The organism is Nostoc sp. TCL26-01 (assembly GCF_013393945.1).
Classification (GTDB): Bacteria; Cyanobacteriota; Cyanobacteriia; order Cyanobacteriales; family Nostocaceae; genus Trichormus.
In genome coordinates this window covers 6,369,002-6,384,812 of record NZ_CP040297.1, presented here as the reverse complement: position 1 = coordinate 6,384,812, position 15,811 = coordinate 6,369,002, and the positions used below count along the sequence as shown (strand labels likewise).

The window sequence follows — 15,811 nt, the reverse complement described above, 5'->3', positions numbered from 1 at the left end:
TCTAACCACGGAGACACAAAGGCACAGAGAGAAAAAGCAACAAATAGGATGTTCATGTCATCTTGAGAGAGCTATGCTCATTACTCCCTTGTCTTCCTGATCTTTTTCTTTAATTGTGAATTTTGCATTTTGCATTCCCCAGAGCAGATAGGATCAAAGAAGTAAGAATGAATGATTTTTTAAAATCCATTGCGGAGAACACTTTATGAATCTGGTTTTGCTCCAGAACTGGTTAGATAATGCTTCCTTTGCTGTGTTATTCCTGACTATGCTGGTGTATTGGGTAGGAGCAGCGTTTCCCAGTTTAGCAGTCATGAATGCTTTGGGAACAGCTGGGATGGCGATCGCCAATTTGTGCATAGCTACCCTTCTGGGGGCGCGCTGGATTGAGGCTGGGTATTTTCCCTTGAGTAATTTGTATGAATCGCTGTTCTTTTTATCTTGGGGAATTACTACTGTTCATCTAATTGCGGAAAATTCTAGCCGTAGTCGCTTAGTAGGGGTTTTTACTGCACCTGTGGCTATGAGTATTGTGGCTTTTGCTACTTTGACTTTGCCGTCAGAGATGCAGTTATCTGAGCCTTTAGTCCCGGCACTTAAGTCAAATTGGCTGATGATGCACGTTAGTGTGATGATGTTAAGTTATGCAGCATTGATGGTGGGTGCTTTGTTGGCGATCGCATTTTTGATAGTTACTCGCGGTAAAAATATTCAACTGCAAGGCAGTTCTTTCGGTAACGGTGGCTATCGTAGTAACGGCTACCGCTTACTCAAGGCCGGAGAATTAGTTACACAACCAGCAACATCACCTGTGGAAAATAACGGCTTTGCTCGGTTAGAAAGCCAAAACAACGGTAATAGTAACACTGCTGTATTAAATTTAGCTGCTACTTCTGAGTCTCCCACTTTGACATCGGCTGAACCCCTTTCACCCCAACGTCTCAGCCTTGCTGAAACCTTAGACAATATTAGCTATCGGATTATTGGGCTAGGATTTCCTCTGCTGACAATTGGCATTATTGCGGGTGCAGTTTGGGCAAATGAAGCTTGGGGTTCTTACTGGAGTTGGGACCCCAAGGAGACTTGGGCTTTGATTACTTGGTTGGTCTTTGCCGCCTACCTCCACGCGAGAATTACTCGTGGTTGGCAAGGCCGCCGTCCCGCAATTTTAGCAGCTAGTGGCTTTGTTGTTGTCTGGATTTGCTATCTTGGTGTCAATCTTTTGGGTAAGGGTTTACATTCTTACGGCTGGTTTTTGTAACATCTTCATTAACAGGCAGGGAGTAGAGAAGCAGGGGAGCGGGGGAGAAAAACTTCTTAACTCACTCTCTCACTCAGCACTCATAACTCAGCACTCAGCACTCACTACTCCCTAAATATTTGAGAAATCATCAACAAAAATTAGCAACAATCCCTAGCGACAAGCGCTACATTTGTAAGAAATCTCTATTGCTCCATCAGCTTGAGGAGCAGTGTTGTTATGAATACCTCTGCTTCAGCTCAAGGTAGTTCGTCTCCCCTTGATTTCTTAAATTTCGATTGGATAACGCCTCAACCAACCCAAGATGCTGACTTACTCAAGCAGTTATCTTTTATCCCAGGGTTGAAAGAAATTTTGATGGTAAGGCAAGTTCATGCTCTGGAACACGCTACAGTTTGGGTTTTGAGTGAAACTAGAAACCTGCAAACCCCTAAAATCAAACCCAGCACAGTTCAACTGGATAATGAATTACTAGGTGGCTTGTCTACTGACCAAGGATTTTACCTATATGGGGAAGTCAACATCAGTGATTTGCGGCGTGCAGTTGCCCTTGCTCTCCACCGCTTGAAAAGTGGTGAATGGGATTTAGCTGTACATCCCCGTTGCGGGACGAATTTATCAGTGGCTATGTTATTGACAGCAGGGCTTGCTATAGGTGTACATCTTATGCTGCCGTTTCGCCCCATTGAGCAATTAATTGGCTTAGGTTTGGCAGCTACAACAGCATCTGAACTTGCACCCGATTTAGGTTTAATTGCCCAGCGATATGTCACTACTTCGATTCCCTTTAATCTAGTAGTGGAAAATATTACACTTTCTCGTGATGTTTGGGGTCGCCAAGGTCATTTTGTCAAGGTAAACTGGCGGGAGGATAATTAGTCATTAGTCATTGGTCAACAGTTATTCTCATTTCATCATTTTTTTCGATGCGAAAATTATACTTTTTAGTGCCTGGGACTGATGGCAAATTTGCCTGTGGTGGTTTGTGGGCGGAGTTAAAAACATGGCAACTGGCACAACAAATCTGTGCTGCTGATGTGGTGACTTACCGTCAAAGAGAACAGGGTAAGTTGTTTCTAGATGATTTGCTGCAAGAGCCAAATTTAGATGATGTGATTTTTGTGATTAGTTGGGGTTTTGATATAGCTAAATTAGCTGCAAAACTCCAGCCATATAATGTTGTTTATCATGCTCACAGTGCAGGTTATAAATTTGATTTACCTGCAAGTATTCCGATCATTACTGTGAGTCGTAATACAATGGGATATTGGGGACAAAAATCACCGGATAACTTGATTTATTATTTGCCTAATGAAATTAGTCAGGAATTTAAAAATTTATATTTAGAAAGGGATATAGATGTTTTGGTGCAGGTGAGAAAATCTTCTGAGTATTTATTAAAACAACTCATTCCGGTTTTACAAGAAAAATGTAAAGTAGAGGTAGTTAATTCCTATATTGAAGATTTACCTGGTTTATTTAATCGCGCCAAGGTTTATCTTTATGACTCTGCTGAATACTGGGCGCAACAAAATGTGAGTGAAGGTTTTGGATTACAGCCAATGGAAGCTCTAGCTTGTGGTTGTCAGGTTTTTTCCAGCGTGAATGGTGGACTTGCAGATTATTTAGATCCAGGATTTAACTGCTATAAAATTGCTGGATATTCTAGAGAATACGATGAGCAACGTATTCTTAAGGTCATAAGTTCTTTCACGCCACTTAATTTATCAGCAGAATTTATGGCTGAATATCGCCATGAAAATATTATTAAACGTTTGCAAGTAATTTTAGATGAATTGAACGAGTTTTTTGACCACAAAAAGCATCAATCAAGCAATATTCCTAGTTTGACAAGAGTACGGTTAGCAAAACTATTTATGCAAAGAATATATAGTAAATTGCAAAAAAAATATTTTCATGATTTGTAGAGGTGTACAAAAGAGGCGATCGCACTTACTTACTCTCATACTCTTGTAATGCTCCTAATTTGACAATTCCCGGCCAAATTCCAGCTACCGCAATCACTACAGCAATTGTGCCGATTCCACCACCAACGACGGAGAGAACTGGGCCAAATAAAGCTGCCGTTAAACCTGATTCAAAGCCTCCTAACTCATTGGAGGCACTAATAAATACACTGTTGATGGCTGCAACTCGACCGCGTAAATGATCTGGTGTTCTAATCTGCACTAAGGTATGGCGAATCACCACGCTAATTGTGTCTAATGCCCCACTCAACACCAACATCAATAATGACAGCCAAAACCAACGAGAAAGCCCAAAGATAATTGTCACAATCCCAAAACCCAGGACTGACCAAAGTAAGGCTGGCCCGGCTTTACGTAAAGGGGGTAAATATGCCAGTACAACAGCCATAAATAACGCACCAATGGAAGGGGCTGCTTGCAGGTAGCCTAATTCTAATGGCCCCACGTGTAAAATATCTTTGGCGAAGATAGGTAGTAGAGCGATCGCTCCTCCTAACAACACTGCAAACATATCTAAGGTAATGGCTGCTAAAATTAACTGATTTTCCCAGACAAACTTAGCCCCGCCCCAAAGTGCTTTCAAAGAAATAGGCTCTTTAGTCCGAATGGTTTCTGGTTTGGCGATCGCTGCCGTTAAAATAAAACATAGCAAACCTGCGATCACTGCCAGCACATATACCCCCGTTGCCCCTCCTAAAAAGGCAATACCAAATCCGCCTAAAGCCGGGCCAATAACTGAGGCTAACTGAAAACTACTACTATTCCAAGTCGCTGCATTGGTAAAAGCACTAGTTGGTATCAATTGCCACATCAAAGCATCACTGGCAGGTTTCAAGAAGGCTCTGGCAATTCCGGTAAATACCAAGCAGGTATAAAATAAAATAATTGGGCTTTTAGTCCAGGAAAATACTGCCAAAGCTAGGGAACATAAGACTAGTAAAAATACTGATAGTAGCATTGTCAGTTTGCGATCGCGCCTATCAGCCACATCTCCAGCAATCAAGGTGAGGACAATCATTGGTAAGACTTGAGCTAACCCCACACCACCTAATGCTAAAGCGGAATTTGTGCGATCGTATAGTTCCCAGCCAATCGCTACCGTCTGCATTTGCGAGCCAATGAATAAGAGGACACGCCCAATTGTAAATAATCGATAATCTCGAAACCTTAGCGCCGCAAAAGGATCATGTTGTGCAGATTCAAGGTTGGAGATGTCTATTTTTTGTTTACTCGATGACATTGTTCTTGAAAGCTCATCCTTTTTTAATGCAATACGGTTTAGTTAGCGTTAAAAACCTTAAATTGTGTAGGTTGGGTTGAGGAACGTAGGCGTAAGCCTTCTCGGAGAGTAACCCAACATTTTCGCGGATTTGTTGGGTTTCACTTCGTACCCTTCTCCTGTCGGAGACGCTACCGCGAACGGGATCTTGCTACAACCCAACCTACTTTTATCCTTAACTGAACCGTATTGTTCTTTAATGTAGGCAATTGACCTTTTTATAAAACTAATTTTGGGCGTTGCTGAATCGAGAGATGATTTAGCAAGTTATAAAATTTCCCCCCCTGCTTCCCCTACCTCCCCTGCCTTGGATTACATTGCCACCCGTGGATAAAGTCGTCCGCAGATTAAGGTTAAACCTGTTAGTGTTAACAAGAGAATTGTACAGTCCCAACCAAAACCATAGATGCTAGTGCCATTGGCTAACATCGCGCCACGTAATGCGTCTACTTCATAAGTCAAGGGATTGATATGAGACAGGAACTTGAGCCAATTGGGCATGATGGAAATGGGATAGATAGCATTACTGGCAAAAAACAACGGCATGGTCAACAACTGTCCGATTCCTGTCATCCGTTCTCTGGTTTTCACTAAACAGCCAATGATTAAAGAAAATGTGCAGAAACAACCAGCTCCCAAGATGACGATGAATAGCACTTGCAGAAAAGCTAAGGGATGGAGATTGAGTTTGACACCTAATATCAGTGCTAATACGTAAATAACTAATACCTGTGATAAACATCTGACTCCACAGGCTAAAGACTTTCCTAACACAATAGATACTCTATGTGTAGGACTAGCCAAGAATTTATGCACAACTCCTAAGTCTCGCTCCCAAATCAGCGTCATTCCGCCTGTAAAAATAGCGACAAACAACACACTCTGAGCCAGAATACCCGCACTCATGAAGTCTAAATAAGGTAACTCACCTGTGGGGATGGCACGAATCCGCGAGAAAACTTGCCCGAAAATTAACAGCCATAGTGATGGTTGTACGGCTCGAACAACCAAATCAGTAGGATCATGCCGGAGTTTACGCACCTCCATCTCTGCAATCACCAGGGTTTTAGTGAATATCTGGGTAATTGTCGAAATTACATGAGCGCGATGATGCGGTTTGCCCTTAACCCAACCGTTGAGCTGTACGTCTGGTTCTGGCTGTATCACGATAGTTAACTCCTGATGTTAATTGATCGCCTGTGTAATGAATAAAGACATCATCTAAGGTGGCATTTGGCTGATCTAAAGCAGCTTTTAAATCACTGGGCGTACCTGTTATCACCACTTGGCCTTGCTGCATAATTGTCACTCGATGACACAGATTGTCGGCTTCTTCTAAAAAGTGAGTAGTTAAAAATATGGTTGTACCGTAATCTTGACGCAACTGTTGTACAAGTTGCCATACTTGAGTCCGAGCAATGGGATCTAGTCCTACAGTCGGTTCATCGAGGAACAAAATCTTGGGTTGGTGCATGATGGATTGAGCAATTTCTAGCTTGCGAATCATGCCACCAGAGTATTGACTAACTAAACGATGGGCTGCTGTTTGCAAACCCATAAAATCTAAAACTTCCCGAATCCGCCTTTGCCGATGTTTTACGGGTATATCGTATAGCTTGGCAAATATGAGCAAGTTTTCGTAGCCTGTGAGGCTACCATCAGCAGAAAGAGCTTGGGGTACATAGCCAAATAGCCGTCTGACAGCCGCAGCTTGATGCGTGACATCATAGCCAGCAATGGTGGCTCTACCTGCACTTAGAGGCAATAGGGTAGTCAACATCTTGATGGCTGTGCTTTTACCTGCGCCATTGGGGCCGAGTAAGCCAAATACCTCGCCTTGTTCTACTGTAATACTCAAATTATTGACAGCAACTGCTTTACCGAAGTAGCGTGTCAGTCCTTGGGTTTCTAAAATCACTGCTTGAGGTTTACTAGCCAGTGATTTTGACAAATCTATATCTCCCGTAAGTTTAGTCACGAGTTTGATGCACTTTCTAATAATTAGCTTATCTAAATATTAGCTTCGCATATTTTGTCAGAAAGTCAATAGTCTTTCTGAGCGATCGCTAGATGATCGCGAGACAGTTAAATAAGCACTTGAATAACCTGAGTCATTACCAATTCTTAAATATTGGCTTTTATGCTGAACCTTGTTTGTGAGTTGAGGTGAGACTAAATGAGTTTTAGAAAATTTTTTCTTGTAGCTCTTGGATTGCTTGTAGCAATAGTAGTTGGCATTTTGACAGATACAAAAGTAATTGCTCAATCTGTCACTGATGTGGCTTTAGCCTTGTATCATGCTCCTATTCACTATCAAGACACAGATAGCACTAAGTATAGTGGAGACTACGTTACGCGATTTGATTACGATAACGATTGGCGAGGTACAAATAACTGGGATAACCTTGGACAATTTCCCCTTGTTGCTCATGCTTACTATTCTGTAGCGGAAACTTGTACTCATTGGTTTGTGACATATTCCTTTTTCCATCCTCAAGACTGGACTGATATTCCTTTTGATCAAGAACACGAAAATGATTTAGAGGGTTTACTAGCAATTGTCCGTAAGGATGGTTCAGCTTTTGGTAAATTAGAAGGTATTGTTACTGCATTTCATCGAGATTTTTACTCTTACACTCCCACTAGTAGTCCTTTACGAAATGGTGCAGAAAGTATTGATGGCACACTGACGATGAACAATTATGGTGGTTCACTGCACCCGTTAACGACACAAGAAGCTAAAGGTCATGGACTAAAAGCTTGGCCTTATGCAGGAAATTTTCAAGGTGCTAGCAATGAAGATGGGATTATTTATTATCCTTCTGAAACTACAGCAGAACTTCCTGCTTCAGGGAATGATCGATATGTGCAGTATCAATTGGTTGATGTGTTTGCTACTAATGGAATGTGGCAACATCAATTAAATGAAGCCTCTTTATCAAGTTCTTCTGCTTTGACTTTCGCTAGTTGGGGGACTTTTAAGGGAGATTCTAGTGGTGGTTGTGGTGCTGGTACACCTACTTGCAGTACAAATTCTGCTAATGCTCCTTGGGGTTGGGATGATTCTAATGATGGTGCAGTATATAAAGGTGAAATGGCTTTAGACCCCGCTCACCTAACTGATGTTTATTTTGATGGGCTAGGGACTTTTGATACTACATACATCCGCAACCAATTTATTCAAGGCTTGAAAGACAAAGGATATAATTCTGCAAATCTTCCTCAAGGTTGGCCTACTCAGATTAACCTTAATTCTCTGATTGGCAAGCTCAAAAACCAATGCTCATAACCATCAATAAACTCTATGACTAATGAGATTACAGAAAAACTTAAACAAGCCGCCAATGGTTTGTTAATGATGAGTGAATCAGAATATCCTTTTGCAGTGTTTTTGTGGTCTAAGCAAGCTCAAGAACCTTTGACAAATCAAAAACTTCTCCAGTTAACCGGACATCCCCAAGACAAATCAGTTGAAGAAGTAGAACTAGATTATTTGTTTCGTAACTGTGCTGTAGAAAAAGAATGGCACGATGAAATACAAAAACAAAATGTGCAGAAGTTTCAGTCACTTGTCAAAACATTAAAAGATAATCTGATGGACATTCGTGTTTATCGCATAGGTATGATAAATATTGATGTCTATATTTTAGGGAAAACTCCATCTGGAGATTTAGCTGGAGTTTCCACAAAAGTTGTAGAAACGTAATTAATCAATCATTAGCCTGTCTATCATTTACAGACAGGCTTTAAGTTTTAAGTGAGCTAACTATCCTTACAAACTGTCAACTCTAGCTTCAATTGTACTTTGAACAGATGCAAAGACATTAGAAAGCAAATTGTAACCAGTGTTTACTTCAATAGAGTCAACACTAACTCTGTAGTCTCTCCAATTTGCATATCTCACACCTTGGGTATTAGGTATGTTGACAGCAATTACTCTTGTACTAGTAGTTACGCTGCTAGCACCAGAATTTACAGCATTTAAAACTACAATCACCTTCCAAGTTCTAGCTGGAACTGTAACGTTACCATTCGCAATTGTGGTTCTTGTTCCATTCGACCCGGTTCCACCAGTGCCATAGGAACCGGAAATAATATAGAGTTCTTTACCTTGATTGACCACTAAATCTCGACAATAACTTTCTAAATTTGCCCATACTCCCTGATTATTATCAGGTGCTTGGGGGATCATATTTGTCATCAAAAAAGTGGCAGAGTTATTGGCAATTGTATTTGTTCTATCTGCCGATGGACTCATGTGTCCTCGGTCAAATCCACTGCCTGTATAATCAGAAGAAGTGACTCGATAGCAACCTGAAGGTAATGTAGTATCTGCACGAAAATCATCTTGGCGAGGTGCGCTTCCTAACCATGAGGTATTTAACTGCCAACTTACCCAATTTGGTGTCCCTCTATAGCAATTGTAAGAAACTGCATATTGAGGTTTGCTTAATAAAAGATTACTGTAACTAGTGTTAGCCCCACTAGGATTGCCCATCGTTAAATGAACACTTGAGGTTTGAGCAGTTAGAGGCTTTTCTAGATAATTAAACAGAGTGAAAAATATTGCTGGTACGGCAATAAGTAGAATAGTCCTGAAAAACTTAGACTTCTTCATTTGTTACTATTGATTGAAACTAACTACAATTGCTGCTGTTAAGCTTACAGAGATGCTGTAAAACTTAGCGATCGCAATCTAGCCTTGCCAATATAAAAAAAGGTTAAAAAATAGCAACATTTGTATTAACATCTAGTAATCATTTACGTGACTATCTTAAATTCAAGTACCAAACTATCTGAAAAACTTATATAAGAATCCAATTTGGTTATGGAAAAAATCTAAGTATATATAGTGGTGTGTCTAGGCTAAAATGCTGCATTCAGATTCTATGTTGGGTTAATGTTTTGCTTAATCTGACATCTTCAACACTGATAAACAGTCGCGGGAATTGAAGGTGATATAAAGTATTTACTAGATAATTAAGAAATTTTCACACATTCTCAAAATTTCTCAAATATTTCGCAGTGTAATTACTGATGCTTTACAGTAATTACTTTTAATGACATTTTTGATAAAAATATTTTTATTTTTATCAAAAAAACTAGACAAAAATCATTTATATAGATAGATATATATATAGATAAATTTCCCTCAGATTTTTAATCATCTTAAATTTCCAAGGATGTTTGCAAATTTCCTAACAATGTATCAAAAACTTTACAAAATTAAGTCGCTTCCTTCGCAGCTAGTCACCACTACTGTATTACTAACATTACTATTATTTATTCCTCAAGTTTACCTTAATTGGCAAGCATATGATAACTTTAATAAAATTAATAAAAATGAATTTGAATTACAAAAACTTAGTGATGAAATCATCTATCTTGATGAAGTATTAACCATGTCTGCATTCATGAATGCTTCTACAGGCGATATCAAATGGGAAAAACGGTATCGTCAATTTGAACCTCAACTCGACATGGTTATTAAAAAATCTATGCAATTGGCTCCTCAAAATTATGAAAATGAGGATGCGAAAAAAATCGATATTGCTAACCAGAAATTAGTAGCAATGGAATATAAATCCTTTGATTTAGTAAAAAAAAATCAACGAGAAGCAGCACAATCAGTCTTATTCAGTCGTGAATATGCCATTCAGAAAAAGATTTATGCCGATGGGGTCTTACAAAGGAAACACAATATATTTCTTGAGACACAGCATAAAATTTCTGAATATCGCCAAAAAATGTTTTGGGCAATCTTTCAATCCATTATGGGTTTAGCAATGCTGATTCCAGCGTGGCTTTTAGTATTACATTTATTGCAGGAATACTTAAAAGATAAAAAAATTGCTCAAGCCGCTTTAGAAGAAACTAATTATATGTTAGAAAGGCAAGTGGTAGCGAGAACTAAGAAATTAAAACAGAAAAATATTCAACTACAACAGACATTGCAAGAACTACAGCATACTCAAATACAACTGATTCAAACTGAAAAGATGTCTTCACTAGGTCAACTAGTTGCTGGTGTTGCTCATGAAATCAATAATCCTGTTAATTTTATTTATGCCAATTTAACTTACCTGAGAGAATATACTCAACAATTACTCAGTCTAATTAAACTATATCAACAAGAATATCCAAATCATAATGAAAAAATCAATCTTTTGATAAAGCAGATAGATTTAGAGTTTATGACTGATGATCTATCGAAAATTTTATCATCAATGAATGTTGGTGCTGAACGTATCTGTGAAATTGTCCTGACATTGCGTAACTTTTCTCGGCTGGATGAAGCAGAAATGAAACCTGTTGATATTCATGAAGGAATTAATAGTACATTGTTAATTTTGCAGAATCAACTTAAAGGAGAGAAAGCAGAACAGGACATTACTATTATCAAAGAATATGGGAATTTACCTCTGGTTGAATGCTATGCAGGAGGATTAAATCAGGTATTTATGAATATCCTGACCAATGCTATTGATGCTTTACATCAACGACAAATAGAGTCATGTAAAACAGCAGTTCAACCAGCAGATAGTTGTATTATTATTCATACTGAAGTCAAAAATAAAGAGTCTGTAATTATCAGTATCAAAGATAATGCTCTGGGCATAGTAGAGCAAGCTAAAAGTAAGTTATTTGACCCATTCTTTACTACCAAACCTGTGGGTAAAGGTACTGGGTTAGGATTATCTATTAGTTATCAAATTATTGTTGATAAGCATCATGGCAAAATAAATTGTATTTCTGAACCTGGAAAGGGGGCAGAATTTATCATTGAGATTCCGATTAAGCAGATGAGATATAGTAATTCTTAGTTAAGTAAGATACCTACTATAGGACTAGTATTTGATTATTGAAAAAAATCAGTACCAGTGGAGGAAGGGAGCATCCCACTTTTTTTCTATGTCATTGCGAGCGAAGCGAAGCAATCCCAGAGACTTTGCGATTGCTTCGCTTCGCTCGCAATGACTTTTATTCTCTTATTGAAAAATAAAAACTGGGATGCACCAGTGGAGGAACTTCTTACCTATTGCCTATTGCCTACCTACGCAAACTATTTCAGTAATCAAATCGGATTCCCATAAATACTTGAACGAATATCAATCCCGACCCCATATCCTAGATCAAATATTAAATAGCTGAAAACTCTGATTAATTGGTATTTCTGAGTTATGAGTACATTACTAATATGTAGTCATGGAGATAATTTAAGTATGAGATAATAGGATATGCAATATTGTAAGAGGGTGAAATCAATAGCTTCAAGCCATGAATACAACGCGGATAATTAAGTATGATTTAAATTTAACTGAATCAAGAAAACATATAATATTTAAACGTAGGCATTCAGCACCCAGGAGTCATACCAATTTCCTTTAAATGTGAACAGTAGAGACGTTGCAATGCAACGTCTCCACATAATGTATGTGTATCATGATTAAAGTGAAATGGGATCAGAAGTCAGAATTAATCAGGGTTTAGGAATATTAGCTTACTCATCAAATATGAGAATTTGAACTATTCTGACTCTTGTATTCTGACTCCTGAATCCTTACATTTAAACTTCCTGGCTCTGGCTATTTTGAATAATTCTCTTCAGGCTGTTTCTAGATGCAGATTAGCAGACACAACAATTACTAGTAATTGAGACAGGCAGAAAATAATGAGTAAAAGTTTTGCTACCATTGATGGCAATGAAGCTGTTGCCCGTGTGGCTTACAAATTAAATGAAGTAATTGCGATCTATCCTATTACTCCCTCTTCCGCAATGGGTGAATGGGCTGATGCTTGGGCGGCAGAAAATCGCCCTAATCTTTGGGGTACGGTTCCCAGCGTAGTACAGATGCAGAGTGAAGGGGGAGCAGCTGGTGCAGTGCATGGAGCCTTGCAAACGGGTGCTTTGAGTACTACTTTTACTGCATCTCAAGGACTGTTGTTAATGATTCCCAATCTGTATAAAATTGCGGGAGAATTGACTAGCACAGTGGTTCATGTTGCGGCTCGTTCTTTGGCTACCCATGCCTTATCGATTTTTGGTGATCATAGTGATGTGATGGCAGCTCGTGGTACTGGCTTTGCTTTATTATGCTCTGCTTCCGTGCAAGAGAGTCATGATTTTGCCTTAATTGCCCATGCTGCGACTTTAGAAACACGAGTATCATTTTTGCACTTCTTTGATGGTTTTCGTACTTCCCATGAGGTACAGAAAGTAGAATTACTATCAGATAATGATTTACGATCGCTCATCAACCAAGATAAAATATTTTCACACCGCGCCCGCGCCCTAACTCCAGATCGTCCATTATTGCGGGGGACAGCCCAAAACCCCGATGTCTATTTCCAAGCTAGGGAAGGGGCAAACCCTTACTACAACTCCTGTCCAGATGTTGTCCAAGACATTATGGATAGATTTGGGGAACGTACAGGGAGATATTACCAAATTTACGAATATCACGGCGCTAGTGATGCCGATCGCGTGATTGTGATCATGGGTTCCGGTTGTGACACAGTACACGAAACTGTCGATGCTCTCAACGCCTGTGGTGCAAAAGTCGGTGTTCTCAAAGTCCGACTATTTCGCCCCTTTGATGTAGAACGGTTTGTTCAAGCCTTACCTCATAGTGTAAAGGCGATCGCAGTCCTTGATCGCACAAAAGAACCAGGTAGTGCTGGGGAACCGTTGTATTTGGATGTGGTGACGGCTTTGTATGAAGCAGGGGAGAATTTACCTACAGTTGTTGGTGGGCGTTATGGGTTGTCGTCGAAGGAATTTACGCCGGCGATGGTGAAGGCTGTGTTTGATAATTTAGCTCAAGCTAAACCGAAGAATCACTTCACTATTGGCATTAATGATGATGTGACACACACATCTCTGGATTTTGACCCGAATTTCTCCACCGAAGCGGATAGTGTTGTTCGGGCGATGTTTTACGGGTTGGGTGCTGATGGTACAGTCGGGGCTAACAAAAACTCAATTAAAATTATTGGGGAAGGAACAGATAACTATGCCCAGGGTTATTTTGTTTACGACTCCAAAAAATCTGGTTCGATGACAGTTTCTCATCTACGTTTTGGTACACAGCCAATTCGTTCAACTTACTTAATTGACCAAGCTAATTTTATTGGTTGTCATCACTGGGGCTTTTTGGAACGGATAGAAGTTTTGCAAGCGGCGACTTTTGGGGCAACTATCTTGTTGAATAGTCCATACAGTGCAGATACAGTCTGGGAATATCTACCCCTGAAAGTGCGATCGCAAATCTTAGACAAGCAACTGAAATTATACGTCATCAATGCTAATCAAGTCGCCCGGAATAGTGGTATGGGTGGAAGAATTAACACGATTATGCAGGTGTGTTTCTTTGCCTTAGCTGGAGTCTTGCCACAACAAGAGGCGATCGCTAAAATCAAACAAGCCATTGAAAAGACTTATGGGAAAAAAGGGACTGAAGTTGTCCGCATGAATTTGCAAGCGGTAGACCAAACCTTAGAAAATTTACATGAGGTGCAAGTTCCCATTGCGGAAAAAGGCAAATGGACAGATGAAGATATTTTCCTTTCTCGCTCAAGTCCCTTCTCTACCAAAGCCCCTGAGTTTGTTCAAGATGTTCTCGGAAAAATTATGGTATGGCAAGGTGATGACTTACCTGTAAGTACCCTACCACCTGATGGCACATTTCCCACGGGGACAGCTAAATGGGAAAAACGTAACGTGGCTGAAGAAATCCCCGTGTGGGATACCGATGTCTGCGTTCAGTGTAATAAATGTGTGCTGGTTTGTCCCCACAGCGCCATTCGGGCCAAGATTTATCAACCAAGTGAGTTATTAAATGCACCACTGACATTCAAATCAGTAGATGCTAAAGATAAAGACTTTGCCCAGCAAAAATATACCATTCAGGTTGCCCCAGAAGACTGTACAGGCTGCGCGATTTGTGTGGATATTTGCCCTGCCAAAAATAAATCTGAGCCATCACGCAAAGCCATTAACATGGCGCAGCAGTTACCATTACGGGAACAGGAGCAGAAAAATTGGGATTTCTTTTTGAGTTTACCCAATCCTGACCGACGAAAATTGAAACTCAACCAAATTCGCCAACAACAACTGCAAGAACCCCTGTTTGAATTTTCCGGTGCTTGTGCTGGTTGTGGTGAGACACCATACTTAAAATTATTAACACAACTATTTGGCGATCGCTCTGTCGTTGCCAACGCCACTGGTTGTTCTTCCATTTATGGCGGTAATCTCCCCACAACTCCCTGGACGAAAAATGCCCAAGGACGCGGCCCGGCATGGTCTAATAGTTTATTTGAAGATAACGCTGAATTTGGTTTTGGCTACCGTCTCTCACTCGATAAGCAAGCTGAATTTGCCGCCGAACTCCTACAACAGTTCAATACAGAATTAGGTGATAATTTTGTCGATGCCATCTTGAATGCAACACAAAAAACAGAAGCTGATATTTGGGAACAACGGGAACGGATAGCATTATTAAAGCAGAAATTAGCCGAAATTCTCATTACTGAACGAGACACGCACCGTCAATCTCAAATTCATAATCTCAAATCCCTAGCCGATTACCTAGTCAAGAAAAGCGTCTGGATTATCGGTGGTGATGGTTGGGCTTATGACATCGACTTTGGTGGAATTGATCATGTCATAGCCAGTGGTCGCAATGTGAATATTTTGGTGATGGATACGGAAGTCTATTCTAACACAGGCGGTCAATCTTCCAAAGCTACACCACGAGCAGCCGTAGCCAAATTTGCTGCCAGTGGTAAGCCTGCATCCAAGAAAGACTTGGGTTTAATGGCGATGAACTACGGCAACGTCTATGTGGCAAGTGTCGCCATTGGGGCAAAAGATGACCAAACCCTCAAAGCATTTTTAGAAGCCGAAGCTTATGATGGCCCCTCCATAATTATTGCTTATAGCCATTGCATTGCCCACGGCATCAACATGACCACAGGCATGAATCATCAAAAATCCTTGATAGAATCAGGCCGCTGGTTATTGTATCGTTATAATCCTCTGTTAGTTCAACAAGGCAAAAATCCCTTACAGTTAGATATGCGATCGCCTACTCAATCTGTAGAGCAATCAATGTATCAAGAAAACCGCTTCAAAATGTTGACTAAGAGTAAGCCAGAACTCGCCAAACAACTACTACAACAAGCACAAGCTGAAGTAGAAGCACGCTGGCAGATGTATCAATATTTAGCGAATAACGCCTAATGTGAATTAGGAAAAAATGCGGGAAAAGTAAGAAGATG

11 protein-coding genes are annotated in these 15,811 nt (G+C 40.1%); 7 read left to right on the top strand and 4 right to left on the bottom strand.

Annotated elements, in window-relative coordinates; genetic code table 11:
- The first annotated feature begins 205 nt into the window (after positions 1–205).
- From ccsB to FD725_RS27555, 3 genes are all read left to right on the top strand, one after another.
- The gene (gene ccsB / locus FD725_RS27565) at positions 206–1,261 is read left to right on the top strand and encodes a c-type cytochrome biogenesis protein CcsB (RefSeq protein ID WP_179051067.1); all 1,056 of its coding nucleotides are present in this window, start codon (positions 206–208) and stop codon (positions 1,259–1,261) included.
- A 219-nt stretch (positions 1,262–1,480) separates the two neighbouring features.
- The gene (locus FD725_RS27560) at positions 1,481–2,140 is read left to right on the top strand and encodes a DUF6391 domain-containing protein (protein ID WP_179051066.1); all 660 of its coding nucleotides are present in this window, start codon (positions 1,481–1,483) and stop codon (positions 2,138–2,140) included.
- Positions 2,141–2,187: 47 nt separating this feature from the next.
- A complete protein-coding gene (locus FD725_RS27555) occupies positions 2,188–3,189 on the top strand; it encodes a glycosyltransferase (protein WP_179051065.1) in 1,002 nt (333 codons plus the stop codon).
- A gap of 25 nt (positions 3,190–3,214) precedes the next feature.
- On the opposite strand, the gene FD725_RS27550 is transcribed toward FD725_RS27555, so the two are convergent.
- The 3 genes from FD725_RS27550 to FD725_RS27540 form a co-directional block, all read right to left on the bottom strand.
- Positions 3,215–4,489, bottom strand: a complete 1,275-nt coding sequence (locus FD725_RS27550; RefSeq protein WP_179051064.1) for an MFS transporter — start codon at positions 4,487–4,489, stop codon at positions 3,215–3,217.
- A 351-nt stretch (positions 4,490–4,840) separates the two neighbouring features.
- Positions 4,841–5,695 carry an ABC transporter permease gene (locus FD725_RS27545; RefSeq protein WP_179051063.1) on the bottom strand — a complete coding sequence of 285 codons (855 nt, stop codon included), beginning with the start codon at positions 5,693–5,695 and terminating at the stop codon, positions 4,841–4,843.
- Positions 5,652–6,506, bottom strand: coding sequence for an ABC transporter ATP-binding protein (locus FD725_RS27540; protein WP_179051062.1), 855 nt, complete (start codon positions 6,504–6,506; stop codon positions 5,652–5,654). The genes FD725_RS27545 and FD725_RS27540 overlap by 44 nt, the downstream gene beginning before the upstream one ends.
- A 198-nt stretch (positions 6,507–6,704) precedes the next feature.
- On the opposite strand from FD725_RS27540, the gene FD725_RS27535 reads away from it, so the two are divergent.
- The gene (locus tag FD725_RS27535; protein WP_179051061.1) at positions 6,705–7,817 is read left to right on the top strand and encodes a hypothetical protein; all 1,113 of its coding nucleotides are present in this window, start codon (positions 6,705–6,707) and stop codon (positions 7,815–7,817) included.
- Between the two features lie 15 nt (positions 7,818–7,832).
- A complete protein-coding gene (locus FD725_RS27530) occupies positions 7,833–8,234 on the top strand; it encodes a nuclease A inhibitor family protein (RefSeq protein WP_179051060.1) in 402 nt (133 codons plus the stop codon).
- A 66-nt stretch (positions 8,235–8,300) separates the two neighbouring features.
- Here the strand turns inward: FD725_RS27530 and FD725_RS27525 are convergent, their stop codons facing one another.
- Positions 8,301–9,146, bottom strand: coding sequence for a DNA/RNA non-specific endonuclease (locus tag FD725_RS27525; RefSeq protein ID WP_179051059.1), 846 nt, complete (start codon positions 9,144–9,146; stop codon positions 8,301–8,303).
- A 586-nt stretch (positions 9,147–9,732) separates the two neighbouring features.
- Between FD725_RS27525 and FD725_RS27520 the strand changes: the two genes are divergently transcribed.
- Positions 9,733–11,352, top strand: a complete 1,620-nt coding sequence (locus FD725_RS27520) for a sensor histidine kinase (protein WP_179051058.1) — start codon at positions 9,733–9,735, stop codon at positions 11,350–11,352.
- Between the two features lie 848 nt (positions 11,353–12,200).
- Complete coding sequence (nifJ, locus tag FD725_RS27515; protein WP_179051057.1) at positions 12,201–15,773, top strand: pyruvate:ferredoxin (flavodoxin) oxidoreductase; 3,573 nt, start codon at positions 12,201–12,203, stop codon at positions 15,771–15,773.
- Positions 15,774–15,811 lie beyond the last annotated feature (38 nt).